This window comes from Streptomyces sp. SS1-1, from assembly GCF_008973465.1.
Taxonomy (GTDB): domain Bacteria; phylum Actinomycetota; class Actinomycetes; order Streptomycetales; family Streptomycetaceae; genus Streptomyces.
Genome location: NZ_WBXN01000004.1, coordinates 6,854,425 through 6,875,215, shown reverse-complemented (window position 1 = coordinate 6,875,215; position 20,791 = coordinate 6,854,425). Strand labels below are relative to the sequence as shown.

The window sequence follows — 20,791 nt, the reverse complement described above, 5'->3', positions numbered from 1 at the left end:
CGGCTCACCCGGTCGGGCGGGTCAGTGGCCCCGGTCGATCCACTCCTGGAGGTGCGGTGCCTCGGCGCCGATGGTCGTCGGGTCGCCGTGGCCGGTGAGGACCTTCGTCTCGGGTGGCAGGGCGAGCAGCCGGTCGCGGATCGAGTCGATGATCGTCGGGAAGTGGGAGTAGGACCGGCCGGTGGCGCCGGGGCCGCCCTGGAAGAGGGTGTCGCCGGTGAACACGGCGCCGAGCCCCGGGTCGTACAGGCAGACGGCGCCCGGTGCGTGGCCGGGGGTGTGCAGGACCGTGAGGTCGGCGCCGGCCACCTCGATGACCTGCCCGTCCTGGAGGTGGGCGTCGGGGTCGCGGTCCGGATGGGTCAGCTTCCACAGCGGCATGTCGTCGGGGTGCAGCCAGATCGTGGCGCCGGTGCGGTCCGCCAGGGGGGGCGCGGCGTCGATGTGGTCGTTGTGGGCGTGCGTGCAGACGATCCCGGCGAGGCGCCGGTCGCCGACGGCCTCGGCGATGGCGTCGGCGTCGTGCGCGGCGTCGATGACGAGCACCTCGTGGTCGTCGCCGACGAGCCAGACGTTGTTGTCGACGTCCCAGGTGCCGCCGTCGAGGGTGAACTGGCCGGAGGTGACGAGGCGTTCGATCCGGGCGGTCATCAGAACACCACCACCGAGCGCAGCACGTCGCCGTGGTGCATCCGCTCGAACGCCTTCTCCACGTCGGTGAGCGCGATGGTCTCGGTGACGAACCCGCCGAGGTCCAGGCGGCCCTGGAGATGCAGGTCGATCAGCATCGGGAAGTCACGGGAGGGCAGACAGTCGCCGTACCAGGACGACTTGAGCGCGCCGCCGCGCCCGAAGACGTCCAGCAGAGGCAGTTCGAGCTTCATCTCGGGCGTCGGCACGCCGACGAGGACGACCGTGCCGGCGAGGTCGCGGGCGTAGAAGGCCTGCTGGTAGGTCTCGGGGCGGCCGACGGCCTCGATGACGACGTCGGCGCCGAACCCTCCGGTGAGGTCGCGGATCGCCTCGACCGGGTCGGTCTCACGGGAGTTGACCGTGTGGGTGGCGCCCATCTCGCGGGCCTTGGCGAGCTTGCGGTCGTCGATGTCGACGGCGATGATCTTCGACGCGCCGGCGAGCCGCGATCCGGCGATCGCCGCGTCCCCGACGCCGCCGCACCCGATGACGGCGACGCTGTCGCCCCGGCCGACGTTCCCGGTGTTGATGGCGGCGCCGATGCCCGCCATCACGCCGCAGCCCAGCAGCCCGGCGACCTGGGGGCTGACGGCCGGGTCCACCTTGGTGCACTGCCCGGCCGCCACCAGGGTCTTCTCCGCGAAGGCGCCGATGCCGAGGGCCGGGGAGAGTTCCTGCCCGGTGGCGGCGAGGGTCATCTTCTGCGTCGCGTTGTGCGTGTCGAAGCAGTACCAGGGGCGTCCGCGCAGACAGGCCCGGCAGTGGCCGCACACCGCACGCCAGTTGAGGATCACGAAGTCGCCGGGCGCGACGTCGGTGACGCCGTCGCCGACCGACTCGACGATCCCGGCGGCCTCGTGGCCGAGCAGGAAGGGGAAGTCGTTGCTGATGCCGCCCTGCTTGTAGTGGAGGTCGGTATGACAGACACCGCAGGCCTGGACCTGGACGACGGCCTCGCCCGGCCCCGGGTCGGGCACGACGATCGTCTCCACCCGCACCGGTTCGTCCTTGCCCGCTGCGATCACGCCGCGTACTTCCTGCGCCATGTGCTCCACCCTCTCCTCTGCGGCTGTGCGTCCTGTCCCGACCCTAGTTGTGACTGATCGGTATCGGCACGGAGGCGGGCGCGTTCCCTCGCGTTCCGGCTGCTGAAAATACCCCTGGGGGTACCTCTGCTACCGTGGTCATATACCCCCCGGGGTAATGAGCGCAGACTCGGAAGCGGATCCGGACGCAGATCCGGACGCAGGTTCGGAAGGAGAGGAGTGCCGTCGTGTACTTCGTCGACACCATCGACACACCGGGACTCGGCAACCGCGGCTATCTGGTGGGCGGCCCGGACGCCGCGGCCGTCGTCGATCCACCGCGGGACGTCGACCGGGTGATCGCCGCCGCCGCGCGGCGCGGGGTGCGCGTCACGCACGTCGTGGAGACCCACCTGCACAACGACTACGTCTCCGGGGGCCTGGAGCTGGCCCGCCTCACCGGCGCCCGCTACCTCGTCCCGGCCGCCGCCGACGTCGCGTTCGCGCGGACCCCGGTCGCCGACGGGGACCGCGTCCGGCTCGACGCCACTCTCGCCCTGCGGGCGCTGGCCACCCCCGGTCACACCCCGCACCACACCTCGTACGTCCTGGAGGAGTCCGGGCGCGCGGTCGCCGTGTTCACCGGCGGTTCGCTGCTCATCGGGACGGTGGGCCGGCCCGACCTGGTCGAGCCCGCGCTCACCGCCCGGCTCGCGCGGGCCCAGTACGACTCCGCGCACCGGCTCGCCGCCGAACTGCCCGACGAGACGGCGGTCCTGCCCACCCACGGCTTCGGCAGCCTGTGCGCCGCCACGCAGACGGACGGCGGGACGGACACCACGATCGGGCACGAGCGGACCGTCAACGACGCCCTGGTGAAGGACGTCGACACCTTCGTCGCCGAGCTGATCGCCGGCCTGGACGACATCCCCGCGTACTACGCGCACATGTCCCCGGCGAACGCGCGCGGCCCGGCCCCGGTCGACCTGACGCCCCCGCGGCTCGCGGACGCGGACGAGATCGCGGCGCGGCTGGCCGCCGGCGAGTGGGTGGTGGACCTGCGCAACCGGGTCGCGTTCGCCGAGGGCCATGTGCCGGGCTCCCTCAACTTCGCCGCCGAGGGGCAGTTCGCGGCCCTGCTGGCCTGGCTGCTGCCGTGGGGCAGGCCCGTCACCCTCCTCGCGGAGACGCCGGAGCGGGTCGCCGAGGCGCAGCGCGAACTGGTCCGGGTCGGCGTCGACCGGCCGGCCGCCGCGGCCACCGGCTCCCCGGCCGACTGGACGGCGGGCGGCGCCCCACCGCGCTCCTTCCGCCGGGCCCGTTTCGCGGACCTGGCCGCCCAGGAGGACGCCGTGATCGTCGATGTCCGGCGGGACACCGAGCGGGCCTCCGGGTACATCAAGGGGTCGCTGCACATCCCGCTGCACCTGCTGCGCGAGCGGCTGGCCGGGATACCGGACGGCACCGTGTGGGTGCACTGCGCCGCCGGGGCGCGGGCCGCGATCGCCGCCTCCCTGCTGGACGCGGCGGGCCGTGAGGTCGTCGCCGTCGACGACCCGTTCGACGCCGCGCGGGACGCGGGCCTGCCCATGGGCCGGCTCACCCCGGCCGAGGCCCTGGCGCGCACGGACGCCGTGCTGCTGGACGTGCGGGACCCCGAGGCGTTCGCGGCGGGGCACGCGCCGGGCGCGCTGTCCGTCCCGCTGACCGCGCTGGAGGCGGGCGCTGCGCTGCCGGCCGCCGCCGAGGGCCGTCCCGTCGTCGCCATCTGCCGCTCGGGACGGCGTTCCCGGGACGCGGCGGCGCTGCTCACGGCACGCGGCGTGGACGCCGTGGACGTGCTCGGCGGCACGCTGGCCTGGGCGGAGGCGGGGCTGCCCCTCGTGGCGGAGTCCGGAGCCGGCCGTGCCGTGTAGGTCCCCGCGCCGCTCCCCCGTCCCGCCCGGGACACCGGACGCGCTCCGGTGAGCGCGCTCGTCCTGGGGCTGCTCTCGGGCGGTGTGACCGGGCTCGCGCTCGGGGCGCTGGGCGGCGGCGGCAGCATGCTGGCGGTGCCCGCGCTGATGTACCTGCTGGGGCTCGCACCGGCCGAGGCCGCCACCGCCAGCCTGGTCGTCGTGGCGGTCACCTCGGCGTCGGCCCTCGCGGCGCACGCCCGCCGGGGCGCGGTGCGCTGGCGGGCCGGGGCGCTGTTCGCGGCGGCGGGCCTGGTGCCGGCCGCGCTCGGCGGCGCCCTGTCCGGGCGGCTGCCGGCCGCGCTGCTGACCGGCGCCTTCGCGGTGCTCGCCGCGCTCGCGGCGCTGCGCATGCTGCGGCCGTCGGCGACCGTACGGCACCCGGACGTGCCGGTGCGGCCCTCGCGGGTCGTCCGGGCCGGCGCCGGGCTCGGCGCGGTGACCGGGGTGCTCGGGGTCGGCGGCGGCTTCCTCGCCGTACCGGCGCTGGTGGGCGTGGTGGGGCTGCGCATGCGGGCCGCCGTCGGCACCAGTCTGCTGGTCATCACCGTCAACGCGCTGGTGGCGCTGGGCGGGCGGGCCGGCGCCGCCGCGACGGTCGACTGGCCGGCCGTGGGGCCGTTCGCGGCGGCCGCGGTGCTCGGCGCGTGGGACGGCAGGCGGCTGGCCGAGAAGGTCTCCGGCGGCACGCTCCAGCGGATCTTCGCCTGCGCCCTGCTGGTGGTGGCCGCCGTGATGCTGGCCGACGCCGTCCTGTGACGGGCCGGCCCGTGGTGCCGCGCCCACGCGAGCGAGAACGGCTGTTTCCGGTGGCCTACGCCAGCGAGAGGAACAGCTTCTCCAGCCGCCCCTTCATCTGCTCCGCCGTCTCACCGTCCGCGCGGCCCTTCTCGACGTCGGTCAGGCACTGCTGGAGGCCCGTCGCGATGATCGCGAAACCGGCCCGGTCGAGGGCGCGGGACGCGGCGGCGAGCTGGGTGACCACGTCCTCGCAGTCGCGGCCCTCCTCGATCATCTTGATCACGCCGGAGATCTGGCCCTGCGCCCGGCGCAGGCGGTTCAGCACCGACTTGAGGTCGTCGCCCTCGAACTGAAGCTCCACGCTCACTCCTCCTCATACCCGTAGGGGTATATTACCCCCTTGTCTGAAAGGATCCCCTCTTCCATGAACGCGCCCCTGACCCCCACCGCCCTCGCCGTCGACGAGGCCCGCTCGCGGCTGTCCGGCCTGACCGTCGTCGACGTCCGCACGCCGGGCGAGTACGCGGCCGGGCATCTGCCCGGCGCCCTGAACGTGCCGCTGGACCGGCTCACCTCCGCCCTGCCGGCCCTGCGGCGGCTGCCCGCCGGGCGGCTGCTGGTGGTGTGCGCCTCGGGCGCCCGCTCGGAGAACGCCTGCCGGGTCCTCGCCGAGCACGGGGTCACCGCCATGACACTGACCGGCGGCACCCAGGGCTGGGCGGCGGACGGACACGACCTGCGCCGCCCCGACCCGGGCGCGCGGGCCGGCTGGTCGATGGAGCGCCAGGTCCGCTTCACGGCCGGCACGGTCGTCCTCGCCGGTGTCGCCCTGTCCCTGCTGCACCCCGCCTGGCTGCTGCTGTCGGCCGGGATCGCGGGGGGCCTGGTCTTCTCGGCGCTCACCGACACCTGCGGTATGGCCGCCGTCCTCGCGCGGCTCCCGCACAACCGCCCCCGCGCCGCCGATCTCGACGCCACCCTGGCCGAGTTGGAGGCCCGCGCGGCGGCGCCACAGGACTGAGCCGCCGGACACGCACGAAGGGCCGCCCCCGTGGGGGCGGCCCTTCGGCGCTGGTGCGGTCCGGTCTACAGAGCGGGCAGTGCCCTGGTGACCGGGGTGTCGACCGGGCGGAAGCCCTGCGGCCGGTTCGCCCGGCTCAGGTCCTTGAGCTCGTCGAGGCGGGTCAGCTGCTCGGACGGGCGGGGCATCCGGCCCTGGCGGTCCGCGGGGACACCGCTCACCGCGAGGGAGTCGAGCGTGGTCACCGCGCTGGGCAGGCCCGCGTCCGGGCCGGGCATCGGGGCCGCGTCCGCCAGCGGCGCGGCGAGACCGGTGAGACCGGCGGCCAGGCCGACGGCGGCTGCGATACGTCGTGTCGACTTCATGCCCGGCGCAACGCGGGCGCGCCGCCGCCGGACACGGCCCGCGCACCCCGCTCACCCGTCAGGCGGAGCGCGCGTGAGCGGGCTTGCCCCGTCCCGCCGGGCGGAGGACGCTCGAAGCAGAGGCCCCCGCGGCCGCTCTCCCCGTCGTGCCGCGGGCCTCGTTGGAGGTCATCATGGGCACCAGCACCACCCCCTCGTTCGACACGGACACCCTGCGCCGGGCCGTGGAGGGGAACACCCCGGACACCCTTCTGTCGCTGTACACCGACGACGCGGAGATCCGCGTGGTCAACCGCAACGCGCAGCCCAGCAGCCCCAAGGTGCTGCACGGCCGCGACGAGATCGGCGACATGCTCACCGACGTCTACAGCCGGGACATGACGCACAAGCTGGAGGGATGCGTCGTCCAGGGCGACAACGCCGCCTACAGCGAGTCCTGCGAGTACGCGGACGGCGTCCGCGTGATGTCCGAGTCGATGATCACCCTGCGCGACGGGAAGATCTCCCGGCAGATCATCATCGAGGCCTGGGACGAGTAGCCGTACACCCCGGGGCCCGGGACCGCCGTCCCGGGCCCCGCCCGTCAGCCGGCTCGCAGGCTCGTGACGAGGTCACGGGGCAGGCCGTACGTGTCGTGCAGGCGGCGGTAGTCGTCGTCGCTCAGCGGGCCCGAGAACTCGCGCCGGTCCAGGACGCGGCGGCCGCGCCGCACCAGATCGCGGAACCGGCGTTCCTCCTCGCGCAGCACCCCGCGCACCTCCTGTGTGCCGGTGGGCAGCCGGAAGTGGTCCAGGGTGTGCTCCAGCGGTTCCTCCGGCAGGTCGGCGAGGGTGCGGGAGGGGTCGTCGCGCCACAGGGTGGTGAGGGTGCGGCGGACCAGGCGGCGCAGGACGTAGCCGCGGGTGGAGGCCGACGGCCGTACGCCGTCGCCGATGACGACGGCGGCGGACCGCAGGTGGTCGGTGACCAGCCGGGCTCCCCGCTCGTCCAGGTGCCACAGCGGCGGCAGGGACCGGGTCCACGGTTCGAACAGGTCGGTGTCGTACACCGAGTCCCGGCCCTGGAGGAGCATCACGAGCCGTTCCAGGCCCATGCCCGTGTCGACGTTGCGCTGCCGCAGCGGTTCCAGGGTGCCGTCCTCGGTGCGGTGGTGGCGCATCCCCACGTGGTTCCAGACCTCGACCCAGCGGGAGTCGGTCGTGGGGGTGCCCTGCGGCGGGGTGTCCGGCCCGCCGGTCCACACGAAGATCTCCGAGTCGGGGCCGCACAGCCCGGCCGGGCCGTGGGACCACCAGTTGTCGTCGCTCGTCGTCTCGACGGGTACCCCCAGCTCCCGCCAGGTGTCGAGGGACTCGTCGTCGGGGCCGGTCTCGTCGTCGCCGCCGAAGACGGTGACGTGCATCCGCTCCGGCGGGACGCCGAAGCCGTCCCGCAGCAGCTCGTGGCCCCAGCGCAGGCTCCGCGGGAGGCCGTAGTCGCCGAGCGACCACGAGCCCAGCATCTCGAACACGGTGAGATGGGTGCGGTCGCCCACCTCGCCGAGGTCGGTGGTGCGCAGACAGCGCTGGAGCCCGCTGAGCCGCCGCCCGAGCGGATGCGGGCGGCCCTCCAGATACGGGGTCAGGGGGTGCATGCCGGAGGTGGTGAACAGGACGGGGTCGCCGGGCGGGGTCACGAGGCTGCCGCCGGTGATCCGTCGGTGGCCGCGCTCCTGGAAGAAGTCGGTGAAGGTGCGCACGATCTGGTCGGTGTCCATCGCGGAAGGTCCTTCGGTCGGGGGGACCGGAAAGAGCCGCGAGGAGCGCCGCGACCGGGAAAGGGGCGGCACACACCGGCGGCCGTTTCCGGCCGCCGGTAAAGAGTGGGATCAGGCGCGGGCAGCCGGGGAGCCGGTCGCTCGCGCGGCTGCGGTGTGTCGGTGCCCGATGCCCTTCATGGGCCCGACGCTAACAGTCGCCGACCCGCTGGTCACCGGGTTTTCGGCGACCGGGCGAACCGGGTGATTCCGATTGCCGGGCGCGCGTGATCCGGACCGGGCCGGATACCCGGAGCGCATGACGCGACTACTGAAATCCAGGCATGAGGACCCCGAGGACCGGCCCGGCGCACGGGCGGACTCGGGTGAGGGCGGGCGGGCACGGGGACCGGAGACCGGCGCGGAGACGACGCAGGAGCGGTTCGGCCCGGACCCTCAGGTGGAGGGGCGCGCCCCGGACTCGCCGACCGACCTGCCGAAGCGGTCGTGGTTCGCGGCGCTGAAGGGCACCCTGCGGGAGTTCAAGGACGACGAGCTGACCGACCGCGCGGCGGCGCTGACGTACTACGGCGTGCTGTCGCTCTTCCCGGCCCTGCTGGTGCTGGTGTCCCTGCTCGGACTGGTCGGCAGGTCGGCCACCGACAAGGTCATGGAGAACATCGAGAAGATGGCCCCCGGGTCGGCCCGGGACATCCTCACCCGTGCCGTGGAGCAGTTGCAGGGCAACGGCGGCCTCGGCTCGATCATGGCCGTCGTCGGCATCCTGCTGGCCGTGTGGTCGGCGTCCGGCTATGTCGCCGCGTTCATCCGCACGGCCAACGCCGTCTACGACATGCCGGAGGGCCGTCCCGTCTGGAAGGTGCTGCCGGTACGGCTCGGGGTGACGGTGGCGCTGATGGTGCTGGCCGTGATCAGCGCCCTGATCGTCGTCTTCACCGGGTCGCTGGCCAAGGAGGTCGGCAGCACGCTGGGCATCGGGGACACCGCGCTGACGGTGTGGGCCATCGCCAAGTGGCCGGTCCTGGCCGTCCTCGTCACAACCATGATCGCCCTGCTGTACTGGGCCTCCCCGAACGCCAAGGTGCGCGGTTTCCGCTGGATCACGCCGGGCAGCGCGCTGGCCCTGGTGATCTGGCTGATCGCCTCGGGCGGTTTCGCGGTGTACGTCGCCAACTTCGCCTCGTACAACAAGACCTACGGCACGATGGCCGGCGTGATCGTCTTCCTGGTGTGGCTGTGGATCGGGAACCTGGCGATCCTCCTCGGCCTGGAGTTCGACGCGGAGGCGGTGCGGCAGCGCGCGATCGCCGGCGGGCATCCTCCGGAGGAGGAGCCGTACGCGACGCCGCGCGACACCACCACGTGGGACGAGCAGGACAAGCGCCGGCTGCGCAGCCCGTGACGGCCGGCCACGGTCAGCGCATCCAGGCGCTGTACGCCATGACGTCCCCGGCCCGCACCCCGTACGTGGGGTCGGCCCGGGTGAACGTCGTCTCGCGGCCGAGGACCGCGCCGGTGCGCGGGTCCATGATCAGCAGGTGGGCGAGGCCGCGTTCCTCGTACGTGTACGCCAGCCCCGGCCGGCCGAGCCGGTCGGTGACCCGGCCGGCCGGGCGCAGGCCCTCCGTCCCGGCGAGCAGCTCGGCGAGCGCGGCGGACTCGCGGGCGCCCAGCGTCCAGTTGTCGAGCATCAGTTCCACGGCATCGAGGATCTGGCCGGTGCCGAGCCCGTCGGGTTCGGAGGCGGCCTCCTGGAGCCAGGCCCGCAGCCGGGTCGCGTCACGCGGCGGCGGGGACTGGGGCGGGGCGTCGCTCCAGCTGCGGGGGTAGGTGCGGCGGCTGACGACATGGCCGTCCTCGACGAGCCGGGGGCCCTCGGCGTCGTCGCGCAGCACGGGCCGGCCCGGATGGGTGGGGTCGGTCGCCACCACGAGTTCGGTGTGGCTGCCGTCGGGCTTCCAGCGCACGATCCGCTCCTCGGGGAGCGTGATCGGCGCCTTGTCCTCGCTCATGGCGAGGCTCCACGACTGCACATGGGTGCCCTTGCGCAGGGCCTCGCCTCCGGCGGCGGCGTCCGCGCGGGCCCGCCGCGCCAGCTCCGTCAGCGTCACCGGGGTGGTGTCGGCCCGGACGACGAGCGGGCGGGGCGCGGCCAGGGCGGGCGTGGTGGCGGTGCCGCCGACGACGAGGCTGAGGGTGACGGCGGTGACGACGGCGGCCAGCAGCGCCCAGGCCGGCCGGGGACGGATACCGGGGCCGAGCCGGGGCCACCGGACGCGGCGACGGGCGGACGGCTCGCGGCGCAGGTCGGCGAGGAGGCGTTCGGCCCGCTGGTCGAGGGGCCCGTCGCCGAGGCGGGGGTGGTCGGCGGGGACCGGATCGGCGGCGCGCAGGAGGTCGAGTTCGTCAGCCATGCTGCTGCTCCTTCGTGGCTGTCGTACCGGTCGTGAGGGCGGGGCACAGCTGGTCGATCTCGGCCTTCAGCCGGCGGCGGGCGCGGTGCAGCCGCATCGACGCGGCGCGCGTGCCGCAGCCGAGGACGACGGCGATCTCCTCGACGCCGAGCTCCTCCCAGGCCGCGAGGCGCAGCACCTCCTGGTCGGCCGGGGACAGCCGGGCCAGCACGTCGTGCACCCAGGCGCCGGGCGGCTCGGCGTCGGGGCCCGCCTCGATGTGCCGGCCGTGCGCCGCGTCGTCGTTGCCGAGGCGGTCGACCAGCCGGCGCCGGCGCCCGTAGCCGCGTACCGCGTTGGCGAGGCAGTTGCGTGCCACGCCGTACAGCCAGGGCAGCGGGGCGGCCGGGAGGTCGTCCCGGCGCCGCCAGGCGACGGTGAACACCTCCGCCACCACTTCCTCGACCTCACTCGTCCGGCCGTCCAGTCGCCGCGCGACGTAGCGGCTGACCGCCCAGTAGTGCTCGCGATAGGCAGCGGCGAAGATCTCGTCGTTGCTCATGCTCCGTACGTGTCCGGCACCCGCCGGATCGTCACACCCCTCCTCGGTGATTCTCGTCGCCCCCGCCGAGTGTGACGGGCGGGCCGCCCGCGGACACAGGCGGGGTGTGAAAAGGATCAGAGACATCAGGGGCGTCCGGGCCGTGCGGTGGCTGACGACGACCGACCACAAGACGATCGGGACGCTGTACCTCGTCACGTCGTTCGCGTTCTTCGTGATCGGTGGCGTGATGGCGCTGCTCATGCGCGCCGAGCTGGCTCGACCTGGTCTGCAGATCATGTCGAACGAGCAGTTCAACCAGGCGTTCACGATGCACGGCACGATCATGCTGCTGATGTTCGCGACGCCGCTGTTCGCGGGCTTCGCGAACTGGATCATGCCGCTGCAGATCGGCGCGCCGGACGTGGCGTTCCCGCGGCTGAACATGTTCGCCTACTGGCTGTACCTGTTCGGCTCGCTCATCGCGGTGGGCGGCTTCCTGACCCCGCAGGGCGCGGCCGACTTCGGCTGGTTCGCCTACAGCCCGCTGTCGGACGCGGTGCGCTCGCCGGGTGTCGGCGCCGACATGTGGATCATGGGTCTGGCCTTCTCCGGCTTCGGCACGATCCTCGGTTCGGTCAACTTCATCACCACGATCATCTGCATGCGCGCGCCGGGCATGACCATGTTCCGCATGCCGATCTTCGTGTGGAACGTGCTGCTGACCGCGGTGCTGGTCCTGCTGGCCTTCCCGGTGCTGGCGGCGGCGCTGTTCGCACTGGAGGCGGACCGCAAGTTCGGCGCCCACGTGTTCGACTCGGCCAACGGCGGGGCGTTGCTGTGGCAACACCTGTTCTGGTTCTTCGGGCATCCGGAGGTGTACATCATCGCGCTGCCGTTCTTCGGCATCATCAGTGAGGTCATCCCGGTCTTCTCCCGCAAGCCGATGTTCGGCTACATGGGCCTGATCGCGGCGACCATCGCCATCGCGGGCCTGTCCGTGACCGTGTGGGCGCACCACATGTACGTCACCGGCGGTGTGCTCCTGCCGTTCTTCTCCTTCATGACGTTCCTCATCGCCGTCCCCACCGGCGTGAAGTTCTTCAACTGGATCGGAACGATGTGGAACGGGTCCCTGAGTTTCGAGACGCCCATGCTGTGGTCCTTCGGGTTCCTCCTGACGTTCGTCTTCGGCGGCCTCACGGGCGTCATGCTGGCCTCTCCCCCGCTGGACTTCCCGACCTCGGACACCTACTTCGTCGTGGCGCACTTCCACTACGTCATCTTCGGGACCGTGGTCTTCGCGATGTTCGCCGGATTCCACTTCTGGTGGCCGAAGTTCACCGGCAGGATGCTCGACGAGCGCCTGGGCAAGGTCACCTTCTGGACGCTGTTCATCGGCTTCCACGGCACGTTCCTGGTCCAGCACTGGCTGGGGGTGAACGGCATGCAGCGGCGCATCCCGGACTACCTGGCGGTGGAGGGCCTGACCGCGCTGAACACCCTCTCGACCATCTTCTCCTTCGTCCTGGGCCTGTCGTTCCTGCCGTTCTTCTACAACGTCTGGAAGACCGCCAAGTACGGCAAGCCGGTCGGCGTCGACGACCCGTGGGGCTACGGCCGTTCGCTGGAGTGGGCGACGTCCTGCCCGCCGCCGCGCCACAACTTCGTCACCCTGCCGCGCATCCGCTCCGAGTCCCCGGCGTTCGACCTGCACCACGCGGCGGTGCCGGAGCGGGAGGTGGCCGCGCTGTGAGCGTCACGGACGAGTTCCTCAACGACATCGAGGGGCACCTGCTGCTCGCCGCGACCCGCGCGGAGGGCCGCACGGCCGCCGAGCGCGTCTGCGCGCCCCTGGACTGGCTGACACGGGCGCAGCGCGAGGAGGTGGAGCGCCGGTTCGAGGAGGAGTACCTGACGCTCGCCCGCGCCTCCTGGCAGCGCACGGCGGTGCGGGCCGGCGAGCTGCGCGAGGAGTACGAGGCGGCCTACCGCGCGCTGCGGCGCCGGCTGGTCCTGGCGTGGCTGCTGGCCTGCGCCGCGGGGATCGCGGCCCTGGCCCTGTGTCTCGCTCCGGGCACGGTCGCCGGGTAGGGGTTCCCTCGGGGACGCGTCCTGGCCATGATCCGGTGCATGGCTGACAACGAAGCGCCGGTGTATGAGGCACGCTACGGGTGGGACCGGCGGACGGTGGGGATCCTCGCGCTGTGCGCGGTGTTCACCGCCGCCCTCCTCCTGCCGGACATCCCGCTGTTCGCGCGGATCCTGGGGCTGCCACTGTTCGGCGGGGGCGGGCTCTTCATGGCGTTCGGGGCGCTGAGCCGCAAGGTGGCGTTCCGGGTCGACGGCACCGGGGTGCTGCTCGGCGGGAGTCCCGTCCGGTACGGGGCGACGACGGTCCATGTGCCGTGGAGCGACATCACGGGGTTCGTGTTCTGGCGGCAGCAGACGGGCGGCGGGTCCTCCCTGCGCTATGTCGGCGTCACCCGGCGCGAGGGCGCCCCGCCGCTGGCCGGTGACGGTCCTGCGGCCCATGCCGTGCTGCGGCAGCTGGTGCCGGTGCCGCCCGGCGTGGCGGTGTCGTCCCGCGCGGTGAACGGGTGGCGCCTCGACCGCGACCGGTTCGCCGCCGTCGTCGCGCACCACGCGCCCGGCCTTCCGGTGTACGACCAGTCCTGAGGCGGGGTTTCCCGCCGCTCAGGGTCCGGCGGGGCGGGGGCCGGCCGGCTGGAGGATGCCGAGCAGGAGGCGGACCAGTTCGTCGACGACCTCGTCGAGGGTCGCCTCCACCCAGCCCGCGCTCCAGTCGTGCAGCAGCCCGTTGACGCTGCCGATGAACGCCGTGACCGCGAGGCGGTAGTCGCGGGGCGCGGCCTCGCCACGGGCGACGGCGGACGCCACCTCGGCGCACACCAGGTCCACCCAGCGGGCGCGGCGCGCCAGGCGCTGCTCCTCCAGCCGGGGGCTGACACCGATGATCTCCACGAAGGTGATGCGGATACGGCGGGGGTCCGCGGTCACGTTGGCCGCGTAGGCGCGGAAGATCGCGGTGGCGCGCTCGGCGAGCGGCATCGGTCCCGCCTCGGCGGCCGCGGTGAGCACCGCCTCCTCCGCCCAGCCGTTGACCTGGAGGTGCAGCGCGGCCAGCACGTCCTCCAACGTGCGGAACTCCTCGTAGAACTGACGGGTCGACAGTCCGGCCGCCATGCTGAGCGCGGCGACGGTCGTGCCCCGGTAGCCGGGGCTGTCGCCGAACAGCTGGAGCGCCGCGTCCAGGAAGCGCCGTCGGCGCTCGGCCTGTCGTTCCGCGGCCGACCTGCCGCCGTAGCGGCCGGTGGGCGCCTTGAGCCTGCCCGCCACGCTGTCCTCCCGCCGCCGCGCCGGTCCGGGGACCAATTTTGTCGTGTACGCAGTCTTGTGGAGAAGGGTGCCCCCTCCTTACTTTTCAGTAAGTTGATTCTGAAAGCAAAGGTGTTCAGATTCACGCCCGCTCTTGGCATGCCCCACTCATGACGTTCCACCTCAAGAGGAAGAGAGCAGTCATGCCTGCCATCAGATCCAGGCACCTGTGCTCCGTGGCCGCCGCCCTCGCCCTGACGGCCGCCGCTCCCGCGACCGCCGCCACCGCCGCCGAGCCCTCCCCCGCCGCACTGCGGGAGGTGCTGTTCGTCGGCAACAACTGGGACGGCACCGCCGACGTCATCAAGTCCTCCGGCGACTTCGCGAAGATCGGCCGGATCGACGTCGTCCCCGACAAGGACGCTCGGATGGCGGAGATCAACGCCAACCCCATCAAGTGGATCTACTTCATGGTGATCCGCAACAGCGTCGGCGAGGGACACGACCAGTTCGTGGACGACATGTACTCCACGCCGGACGGCCGGTCCGTCGTCGTCTCCCGCCCGAGCTTCGCCGACGTGGTCTCCCTCGACCTCGCCACGGGTGCCGTCAACTGGCGCTTCCCCGTGTCCGGTTACCGGGCCGACCACATGGCCGTCTCCCCCGACGGCAAGCGGGTCGCCGTCTCCGCGTCCACCTCGAACACCGTGCACGTGCTGGACATCGAGACGGGCAGGGAGCTGGGGAAGTTCGCCACCGGCGACAAGCCGCACGAGAACATCTTCACCAAGGACGGCAAGTACATCTACAACATGGCGATCGGCGACGTGAACACGCAGACCGACGCCCCCTGGCTGGACTGGACGAAGGGCGACCGGCGCATCACCGTCGTCGACGCCACCACGTTCAAGCAGGTCAAGGTCATCGACATGCGGCCCCGGCTGGACGCGCTCGGCCTGCGGGACTACTCGGACGCGGTGCGGCCCGCCGTGTTCTCACCGGACGAGTCGAAACTGTACTTCCAGGTGTCGTTCTTCAACGGCTTCTTCGAGTACGACCTCGCCACGGACCGGATCACCCGCACGAAGACCCTCCCGAAGAACCCGGCGACCAGCGACGACCGCACCACCTTCGTCAACGACTCACGCCACCACGGCCTCTCGATGAGCCCCGACGGCTCGAAGCTGTGCGTGGCGGGCACGATGGACGACTACGCCACCGTCGTCGACCGGGCCACGCTCACCGAGGGCCCCCTCGTCACCGCGTCCAAGCCGTACTGGGCCACGGTCAGCGGCGACGGGAAGTCCTGCGTGGTCTCCGAGAGCGGCACCGACCAGGTCACCGCCATCGACTTCGCCACCGGCAGGAAGCAGGTCTCCGTGCCCGTCGGCGACCACCCCCAGCGGGTCCGGCTGGGCCATGTGGAGTCCGGCTGGACGAGTCCGTCGGCCCGCTGATCAGCCCAGGGCCTTCAGCACCGCGCCCACCCCGTCCTCGGTCGCCATGTGCCGCGCGGCGACCGAGGCGGCACGGGCGTACGCCTGCTGCCGCACGACCCTGCCCAGCGCGCCGGCCAGCCGCTCCTCCGTGAGCCCGGCGAAGGGGATCGGCTCGGTGGCGGCGCCGATCGAGGCGAGCCGCGCCGCCCAGAACGGCTGGTCGGCCGTCACCGGCACCGGCACCGAGGGCGCCCCCGCCCGCAGCGCGGCCGCGGAGGTGCCCGCCCCCGCGTGATGGACGACGGCCGCCACCCGCGGGAACAGCATGGGCGAGAGCAGTCCCGTCCGGTCGTAGTGGTGCAGCGTGCGCACGGTCACCCCGGCGAACGCGGCGACCTGCCCCACGGAGTAGCTCATCCACCTGCCCTTTCCCTCGGGTACAGCCTGCGGCCTGACGTAAGGGCAGGGTCAACCGGCCCGCCGGAGGTCAGGTTCCGGTCCGGCGGGTCAGGTTCAGCAGGTACTCCCTGCGGTGCAGCGGGTCGAGGTCCGTGCGCGGGCGGCGGGGCACCGTGCCGGGCGGGGCGGGCGCGTAGTGGTCGAAGGCGGTCTCCAGTTCGCCCTCGCCGCGGGTCAGGCCGGGCAGCCGCTGCTCCAGCGCGTGCACCTGGGCGGCCGGCACCGTGCCCTCCAGCACGCACACCGGGCCGTGGGCCCGCGTGGTGTGCGGGACCGCGCGCTGCCCGGACAGGGCGGGCAGCAGCGTGGCCAGGGTGTCGGCCGGGGTCTCCAGACGGAACCGGTGCACCGGCTCGTGCACCCGGGTGCCCGCGCGGCGCAGCGCCTCCATCAGCACGAGCGGGGTCAGGCCCCGGAAGTCGTACCCGGTGCTGGACATGCTCTTGTCGAAGCCCTGGTGGGCGTGGCTCTGCCGCGACGAGTAACCGGAGTGCGTCATGGTGACCACGCAGTCGGGGACCCGCCAGCCGTACAGGCCCTGCCCGAGGGTCGCGCGGACGGTGTCCTCGACGGCCTTGAAGAAGGCGTACGGCATGGAGCCCAGCTCGACCTCCAGGCGGAAGTCCACGCCGGAGCCGGGCGGCGCCGGGTCCACGCGCAGGCCGACCGTGGCGAGGAAGGGGTTGCCGTCCCTCCTGTTGAACTCCACGGCCGCGCCCCGGCCCAGGGGCCGTTCGACGCAGAGCGGTGTCGTCTCGCGGAAGGCGACCTTCAGGCCGGACTCCTCGGCGAGGGTGGCCTCGATGACCTCCTTCTGCACCTCGCCGTACAGGGACACATGGGTCTCCTGGCGGACCTCGTCGTGCCGCAGGCCGATGAGCGGGTCCTGTTCGGCCAGGCGCGTGAGCACGCGGTGCAGGGCCCGGCGGTCCGTGCCGTCGGCCGGGTCGACGATCGTCTCCAGGGTGGGCGGCGCGAACAGGTGCCCGTGCGCCGTGCGGGGCGCACCGAGGGAGTCGCCGATGCGGACGTCGTTCAGCCCCCACAGCCGGGCGATCCGGCCCGCCCTCACCTCGTCGGCGCGGGTGTCGGTGCCCCCGTCGAAGACGCTGACGGCGGTGACGCGGCCCTCGGCGCGGGTGCCGTCGCCGCGGGCCGGGCCGAAGGGGATCCGGTCGCGGACGCGGAGGGTCCCGGAGAACAGGCGCGCGTAGGCGATCTTCTCGCCCGCCGGGCCCCGTTCGACCTTGAAGACGCTGCCCGAGAGCCGTCCGCCGGGGTCGCCGTCCGCGGGCGGCAGGACGTCCCGGATACCGGTGATCAGGGCGTCCACGCCGGCGCCGGTGTGGGCGGAGCCGAAGTACACCGGGTGGGCGAGGGACCGCCGGGTGCCGTCCACGAGGGCGGCGCGGACGTCGTCCGGTGTCACGCGGCCCTCGACGTACGCGGTGAGCAGCGCGTCGTCGAGGTCGGCGAGGACGTCCAGGGCGTCCAGGGCGTCCGGGCCGGGTCCCGCGGGGTCGAAACGGGCGGCGCGGGTGCCGAGGCCGTGGGTCGTGCCCATCGGGACGACGGCCGGGGTCAGCCGCTCGCGGACGGCCCGCAGCACGCCGTCGCGGTCGGCGCCCCGCCGGTCGATCTTGTTGACGAACAGAAGGGTGGGGATGCGCACCCGGCGCAGCGTCCGCATCAGCACACGGGTCTGCGGCTGGACGCCCTCGACGGCGGAGACGACGAGGACGGCGCCGTCGAGCACGCCGAGGACCCGCTCCACCTCGGCGATGAAGTCCGGGTGGCCGGGGGTGTCGATGAGGTTGACGGTCGTGTCGCCGAGGGCGAAGGAGACGACGGCCGACTTGATGGTGATGCCGCGTCGGCGCTCCAGCGCGAGGGTGTCGGTCCGGGTGTTCCCGGCGTCGACGCTGCCGAGTTCGTCGGTCACGCCGGCCGAGTGCAGCAGGCGCTCGGTCAGGCTGGTCTTACCGGCGTCGACATGGGCGAGGATCCCGAGGTTCAGTACGTGCACGAAGCGTCATGTCCTTGAGCGAGGGGAGGGTGCCTTCCTGGGGGGACATGGACGCTCGGCGCATGGTGGCTCCTGGTTCCTCTCCGTCGGTCGTTCGTGCCGGGCCAGTGCAGCAGAGCGGCGCTCGGAGCGGCAACGGGTTTTACGCCCGGCGGGACGGGACGCGCGGTGCGATCGTGGGGGTGCCAGGGGTTCCGTCCACGGTGGCGGCGGTGAGAGGAGCGGGCGATGCGGGACATCCTCCCGGTGGTCGCGGGCTGGTACGCGGCGGGGCGGCCGTTCGGGCTGGCCACGGTGGTCGCCACCAGCCGCAGCGCCCCGCGCGACCCTGGTGCGGCGATGGCCGTGGGCCCCGGCGACGAGGTCGTGGGCAGTGTGTCCGGCGGCTGTGTCGAGGGGGCCGTCTTCGAACTCGCCCAGGAGGTCGTGGCGAGCGGCGAGGCCCGCCTGGAAACCTTCGGGTACAGCGACGCGGACGCGTTCGCGGTCGGGCTGACCTGCGGCGGCGAGATCACGCTGCTGGTGCGGCCGGTGACGGCCGGGAGCGATCCGGTGTTCGGCGAGGCGGCGGAGTCGGTGGCGGCGGGCCGTCCGGTCACCGTCGCGACGGTGGCCGACGGACCCGCCCCGCGTGGCGCGGCGCTCGCCGTGTGGCCGGACCGGGTGGCGGGCACGCTGGGGACGCCCGGTCTGGACGCGGCGGTCACCGCCGACGCGCGCGGCGAACTCGCCCTCGGGGCGACGGGGATGCGGCACTACGGCCCGCACGGCGAGCGGCGCGAGGACGCGGTCGCCGTGTTCCTGCACTCGTTCGCGCCGCCGCCGCGCATGCTGGTCTTCGGCGCGACCGACTACGCGGCCGCGGTGGCGCGGATCGGCGTCTTCCTCGGTTACCGGGTCACGGTGTGCGACGCGCGTCCGGTCTTCGCCACGCCGCAACGGTTCCCGCCGGAGGCGGAGGTCGTCGTCGACTGGCCGCACCGCTACCTCGCCCGTACGGACACCGACACGCGCACGGTGCTCTGCGTCCTCACCCACGACCCGAAGTTCGACGTGCCCCTGCTCGAGGTGGCGCTGCGCCGCCCGGCCGCGTACATCGGGGCGATGGGCAGCCGCCGCACGCACGACGACCGGATGCGGCGGCTGGCCGAAGCCGGGCTCGGCGAGGCCGAGTCGGGGCGGCTGCGCTCCCCGGTCGGCCTCGACCTGGGCGCCCGGACGCCCGAGGAGGTCGCCGTCTCCGTGGCCGCCGAGATCGTCGCGCTGCGCTGGGGAGGCACCGGGGTGCCGCTGACCGCGACGGACGGGGCGGTGCATCCGCGCCGGGACGGCTCCGACGCCGGGTGACGCGGGAGGTCAGCGCCGCGGCAGCCGGTGCAGTTCCACGTCCGTGAGCGCGCCCGCGTCGACGGTCGCCGTCATGTACGTGCAGTACGGCTGGCGGCGCCGGTCCGTGGGGGAACCGGGGTTGAGCAGGCGCAGACCCGTGGCGGCCGTCGTGTCCCAGGGGATGTGGCTGTGCCCGAAGACGAGGACGTCGAGGTCGGGGAAGCGGGCCGCGCACCGGGCCTCGCGTCCCTGGGCGGAGCCCGTCTCGTGCACGACACCGAAGCGCAGTCCGCCGAGTTCGGCCCGCGCCACCTCGGGGAGCCGGGCGCGCAGCTCGGGTCCGTCGTTGTTGCCGTACACGGCGACGAGCCGTGCGCTGCGGCTCTCCAGCAGGTCCAGGGTGGCGGTGTCGACCCAGTCCCCGGCGTGGAACACCACGTCGGCGCGCGGGAGTTCGGCGAGCAGCGGGTCGGGCAGCACCTTGGCGCGCTTGGGCAGATGGGTGTCGGACATCAGGAGCAGACGCACCGCGCCAGGCTACCGGCGCACGTCACAGGCCCCCGGACTCCCGTGTGTCCCTCGGGTGTCGTGGTGTCCCGCACGCGTCGCGTCGCCGCTTCGGGCAGTCCCTTCCCCCGGACGCGTTCGGGGGACCGATGACCTTCGCCGCCGGCGCGGCGCCGCGCCGGCCCCGGTGACCAGCCGTCTCATCCGTGCTCCTCCCGTACGCGCCGGATCCGCGGCTCCCACCAGGGCCGGTTCTCGCGGTACCAGGCGACGGTGGCGGCGAGTCCGGTGGCGAGGTCCCTGCGGGGCCGGTAGCCGAGTTCGTCGCGGGCCTTGGTCCAGTCGACGCTGTAGCGCAGGTCGTGGCCCTTGCGGTCCTCGACGTGCTCGACGCGGTCGCCGCCGGCGCCGCAGGCCTCCAGCAGCAGGGCGGTCAGCTCCTTGTTGCTCAGTTCGATGCCGCCGCCGAGGTTGTAGACCTCGCCGGGGCGGCCCTCGGTGCGGACGAGTTCGACGCCGTCGCAGTGGTCGTCGACGTGCAGCCAGTCGCGGACGTTGCGGCCGTCGCCGTACAGGGGCACGGTGTGCCCGTCGAGGAGGCGGGTGACGAAGAGCGGGATCACCTTCTCGGGGAACTGGCGCGGGCCGTAGTTGTTGGAGCAGCGGGTGACGCGCACGTCGAGGCCGTGGGTGCGGTGGTAGGACAGGGCGAGCAGGTCGGCGGAGGCCTTGGACGCGGAGTACGGCGAGCTGGGCCGCGGCGGGTCGTCCTCGCGGGCCGAGCCGGTGGCGAGGGAGCCGTAGACCTCGTCGGTGGAGATGTGCACGAAGGGGCCCACGCCGTGGCGCAGGGCGGCGTCGAGCAGGACCTGGGTGCCGACGACGTTGGTGAGGACGAAGTCGCCGGCGCCGGTGATGGACCTGTCGACGTGGGACTCGGCGGCGAAGTGCACCACCTGGTCGGCGCCGGCCATCAGTTCGTCGACGAGCGCGGCGTCGCGGATGTCGCCGCGCACGAACGTCAGCCGGGGATGGTCCAGGGGCAGGTTGTCCGTGCCGCCGGCGTAGGTGAGCTTGTCCAGCACGGTGACGTGGGGCGCGTCGGCGGACTCCCGGGCGAGCAGGGCGCGGACGTACGCGGAGCCGATGAAGCCGGCGGCGCCGGTGACGAGGAGGTTCATGTGTGGATCCGCACCTTGCTG

21 protein-coding genes and 1 pseudogene are annotated in these 20,791 nt (G+C 73.3%); 10 read left to right on the top strand and 12 right to left on the bottom strand.

Annotated elements, in window-relative coordinates:
* Positions 1-21: 21 nt before the first annotated feature.
* Both F8R89_RS32880 and F8R89_RS32875 read right to left on the bottom strand, forming a co-directional pair.
* Positions 22-651, bottom strand: coding sequence for an MBL fold metallo-hydrolase (locus F8R89_RS32880; RefSeq protein ID WP_151787405.1), 630 nt, complete (start codon positions 649-651; stop codon positions 22-24).
* The gene (locus tag F8R89_RS32875) at positions 651-1,739 is read right to left on the bottom strand and encodes an S-(hydroxymethyl)mycothiol dehydrogenase (RefSeq protein ID WP_151787404.1); all 1,089 of its coding nucleotides are present in this window, start codon (positions 1,737-1,739) and stop codon (positions 651-653) included. Before F8R89_RS32875 ends, F8R89_RS32880 begins: the two co-directional genes overlap by 1 nt.
* Before the next feature lie 227 nt (positions 1,740-1,966).
* On the opposite strand from F8R89_RS32875, the gene F8R89_RS32870 reads away from it, so the two are divergent.
* Positions 1,967-3,634: an MBL fold metallo-hydrolase gene (locus F8R89_RS32870; RefSeq protein WP_151787403.1), complete on the top strand. Its 1,668-nt coding sequence runs from the start codon at positions 1,967-1,969 to the stop codon at positions 3,632-3,634.
* Positions 3,635-3,682: 48 nt separating this feature from the next.
* Complete coding sequence (locus F8R89_RS32865; RefSeq protein WP_151787402.1) at positions 3,683-4,432, top strand: sulfite exporter TauE/SafE family protein; 750 nt, start codon at positions 3,683-3,685, stop codon at positions 4,430-4,432.
* Between the two features lie 55 nt (positions 4,433-4,487).
* On the opposite strand, the gene F8R89_RS32860 is transcribed toward F8R89_RS32865, so the two are convergent.
* Complete coding sequence (locus tag F8R89_RS32860) at positions 4,488-4,775, bottom strand: metal-sensitive transcriptional regulator (protein ID WP_151787401.1); 288 nt, start codon at positions 4,773-4,775, stop codon at positions 4,488-4,490.
* A 63-nt stretch (positions 4,776-4,838) separates the two neighbouring features.
* On the opposite strand from F8R89_RS32860, the gene F8R89_RS32855 reads away from it, so the two are divergent.
* The gene (locus F8R89_RS32855; protein ID WP_151787400.1) at positions 4,839-5,435 is read left to right on the top strand and encodes a rhodanese-like domain-containing protein; all 597 of its coding nucleotides are present in this window, start codon (positions 4,839-4,841) and stop codon (positions 5,433-5,435) included.
* 65 nt (positions 5,436-5,500) lie between these two features.
* Here the strand turns inward: F8R89_RS32855 and F8R89_RS32850 are convergent, their stop codons facing one another.
* Positions 5,501-5,800, bottom strand: a complete 300-nt coding sequence (locus tag F8R89_RS32850) for a hypothetical protein (RefSeq protein ID WP_151787399.1) — start codon at positions 5,798-5,800, stop codon at positions 5,501-5,503.
* Positions 5,801-5,973: 173 nt separating this feature from the next.
* Here F8R89_RS32850 and F8R89_RS32845 point away from each other — a divergent pair, with 173 nt between their 5' ends.
* Positions 5,974-6,339 (top strand): nuclear transport factor 2 family protein, encoded by a 366-nt coding sequence (locus F8R89_RS32845; RefSeq protein ID WP_062669995.1) that lies wholly within the window; start codon positions 5,974-5,976, stop codon positions 6,337-6,339.
* Positions 6,340-6,383: 44 nt separating this feature from the next.
* On the opposite strand, the gene F8R89_RS32840 is transcribed toward F8R89_RS32845, so the two are convergent.
* Positions 6,384-7,556, bottom strand: coding sequence for an alanine--tRNA ligase-related protein (locus F8R89_RS32840; RefSeq protein WP_151787398.1), 1,173 nt, complete (start codon positions 7,554-7,556; stop codon positions 6,384-6,386).
* 298 nt (positions 7,557-7,854) lie between these two features.
* Here F8R89_RS32840 and F8R89_RS32835 point away from each other — a divergent pair, with 298 nt between their 5' ends.
* Positions 7,855-8,958 carry a YihY/virulence factor BrkB family protein gene (locus F8R89_RS32835; protein ID WP_151787397.1) on the top strand — a complete coding sequence of 368 codons (1,104 nt, stop codon included), beginning with the start codon at positions 7,855-7,857 and terminating at the stop codon, positions 8,956-8,958.
* Positions 8,959-8,971: 13 nt separating this feature from the next.
* On the opposite strand, the gene F8R89_RS32830 is transcribed toward F8R89_RS32835, so the two are convergent.
* Positions 8,972-9,970 carry a CU044_5270 family protein gene (locus F8R89_RS32830; RefSeq protein ID WP_151787396.1) on the bottom strand — a complete coding sequence of 333 codons (999 nt, stop codon included), beginning with the start codon at positions 9,968-9,970 and terminating at the stop codon, positions 8,972-8,974.
* Positions 9,963-10,511 (bottom strand): RNA polymerase sigma factor, encoded by a 549-nt coding sequence (locus F8R89_RS32825; protein WP_151787395.1) that lies wholly within the window; start codon positions 10,509-10,511, stop codon positions 9,963-9,965. The genes F8R89_RS32830 and F8R89_RS32825 overlap by 8 nt, the downstream gene beginning before the upstream one ends.
* 106 nt (positions 10,512-10,617) lie before the next feature.
* Between F8R89_RS32825 and ctaD the strand changes: the two genes are divergently transcribed.
* From ctaD to F8R89_RS32810, 3 genes are read left to right on the top strand one after another with little or no spacing between them, the layout of a single operon-like run.
* A complete protein-coding gene (ctaD, locus tag F8R89_RS32820) occupies positions 10,618-12,246 on the top strand; it encodes a cytochrome c oxidase subunit I (RefSeq protein WP_151787394.1) in 1,629 nt (542 codons plus the stop codon).
* Complete coding sequence (locus F8R89_RS32815; RefSeq protein WP_151787393.1) at positions 12,243-12,584, top strand: hypothetical protein; 342 nt, start codon at positions 12,243-12,245, stop codon at positions 12,582-12,584. The genes ctaD and F8R89_RS32815 overlap by 4 nt, the downstream gene beginning before the upstream one ends.
* A 39-nt stretch (positions 12,585-12,623) precedes the next feature.
* On the top strand, positions 12,624-13,169 hold the full coding sequence (locus F8R89_RS32810; protein ID WP_151787392.1) for a hypothetical protein: 546 nt from the start codon (positions 12,624-12,626) through the stop codon (positions 13,167-13,169).
* A gap of 18 nt (positions 13,170-13,187) precedes the next feature.
* Here F8R89_RS32810 and F8R89_RS32805 read toward each other — a convergent pair whose 3' ends face one another.
* On the bottom strand, positions 13,188-13,850 hold the full coding sequence (locus F8R89_RS32805) for a TetR/AcrR family transcriptional regulator (RefSeq protein WP_151787391.1): 663 nt from the start codon (positions 13,848-13,850) through the stop codon (positions 13,188-13,190).
* 182 nt (positions 13,851-14,032) lie between these two features.
* Here F8R89_RS32805 and F8R89_RS32800 point away from each other — a divergent pair, with 182 nt between their 5' ends.
* Positions 14,033-15,286 (top strand): YncE family protein, encoded by a 1,254-nt coding sequence (locus F8R89_RS32800; protein WP_151787390.1) that lies wholly within the window; start codon positions 14,033-14,035, stop codon positions 15,284-15,286.
* Here the strand turns inward: F8R89_RS32800 and F8R89_RS32795 are convergent.
* Both F8R89_RS32795 and F8R89_RS32790 read right to left on the bottom strand, forming a co-directional pair.
* A pseudogene (locus F8R89_RS32795) lies at positions 15,287-15,697 on the bottom strand (nucleotide disphospho-sugar-binding domain-containing protein); the annotation flags it as partial.
* A 58-nt stretch (positions 15,698-15,755) separates the two neighbouring features.
* Positions 15,756-17,753 carry an elongation factor G gene (locus F8R89_RS32790; RefSeq protein ID WP_151787388.1) on the bottom strand — a complete coding sequence of 666 codons (1,998 nt, stop codon included), beginning with the start codon at positions 17,751-17,753 and terminating at the stop codon, positions 15,756-15,758.
* A gap of 228 nt (positions 17,754-17,981) precedes the next feature.
* Between F8R89_RS32790 and F8R89_RS32785 the strand changes: the two genes are divergently transcribed.
* The gene (locus tag F8R89_RS32785) at positions 17,982-19,100 is read left to right on the top strand and encodes an XdhC family protein (RefSeq protein ID WP_151787387.1); all 1,119 of its coding nucleotides are present in this window, start codon (positions 17,982-17,984) and stop codon (positions 19,098-19,100) included.
* 9 nt (positions 19,101-19,109) lie between these two features.
* Here the strand turns inward: F8R89_RS32785 and F8R89_RS32780 are convergent, their stop codons facing one another.
* Both F8R89_RS32780 and rfbB read right to left on the bottom strand, forming a co-directional pair.
* Positions 19,110-19,610: a metallophosphoesterase family protein gene (locus F8R89_RS32780; protein ID WP_151787386.1), complete on the bottom strand. Its 501-nt coding sequence runs from the start codon at positions 19,608-19,610 to the stop codon at positions 19,110-19,112.
* A 179-nt stretch (positions 19,611-19,789) separates the two neighbouring features.
* Positions 19,790-20,770 (bottom strand): dTDP-glucose 4,6-dehydratase, encoded by a 981-nt coding sequence (rfbB, locus tag F8R89_RS32775; RefSeq protein ID WP_151787385.1) that lies wholly within the window; start codon positions 20,768-20,770, stop codon positions 19,790-19,792.
* Between the last annotated feature and the right edge of the window lie 21 nt (positions 20,771-20,791).

Bases quoted from the DNA above. Each gene is read 5' to 3' on its own strand.
- F8R89_RS32835 (WP_151787397.1), top strand. From the start codon at position 7,855: ATGACGCGACTACTGAAATCCAGGCATGAGGACCCCGAGGACCGGCCC.
- F8R89_RS32840 (WP_151787398.1), bottom strand. From the start codon at position 7,556: ATGGACACCGACCAGATCGTGCGCACCTTCACCGACTTCTTCCAGGAG.
- F8R89_RS32875 (WP_151787404.1), bottom strand. From the start codon at position 1,739: ATGGCGCAGGAAGTACGCGGCGTGATCGCAGCGGGCAAGGACGAACCG.
- rfbB (WP_151787385.1), bottom strand. From the start codon at position 20,770: ATGAACCTCCTCGTCACCGGCGCCGCCGGCTTCATCGGCTCCGCGTAC.
- F8R89_RS32830 (WP_151787396.1), bottom strand. From the start codon at position 9,970: ATGGCTGACGAACTCGACCTCCTGCGCGCCGCCGATCCGGTCCCCGCC.
- F8R89_RS32850 (WP_151787399.1), bottom strand. From the start codon at position 5,800: ATGAAGTCGACACGACGTATCGCAGCCGCCGTCGGCCTGGCCGCCGGT.
- F8R89_RS32825 (WP_151787395.1), bottom strand. From the start codon at position 10,511: ATGAGCAACGACGAGATCTTCGCCGCTGCCTATCGCGAGCACTACTGG.
- F8R89_RS32810 (WP_151787392.1), top strand. From the start codon at position 12,624: ATGGCTGACAACGAAGCGCCGGTGTATGAGGCACGCTACGGGTGGGAC.
- F8R89_RS32845 (WP_062669995.1), top strand. From the start codon at position 5,974: ATGGGCACCAGCACCACCCCCTCGTTCGACACGGACACCCTGCGCCGG.
- F8R89_RS32880 (WP_151787405.1), bottom strand. From the start codon at position 651: ATGACCGCCCGGATCGAACGCCTCGTCACCTCCGGCCAGTTCACCCTC.
- F8R89_RS32855 (WP_151787400.1), top strand. From the start codon at position 4,839: ATGAACGCGCCCCTGACCCCCACCGCCCTCGCCGTCGACGAGGCCCGC.
- F8R89_RS32800 (WP_151787390.1), top strand. From the start codon at position 14,033: ATGCCTGCCATCAGATCCAGGCACCTGTGCTCCGTGGCCGCCGCCCTC.
- F8R89_RS32785 (WP_151787387.1), top strand. From the start codon at position 17,982: ATGCGGGACATCCTCCCGGTGGTCGCGGGCTGGTACGCGGCGGGGCGG.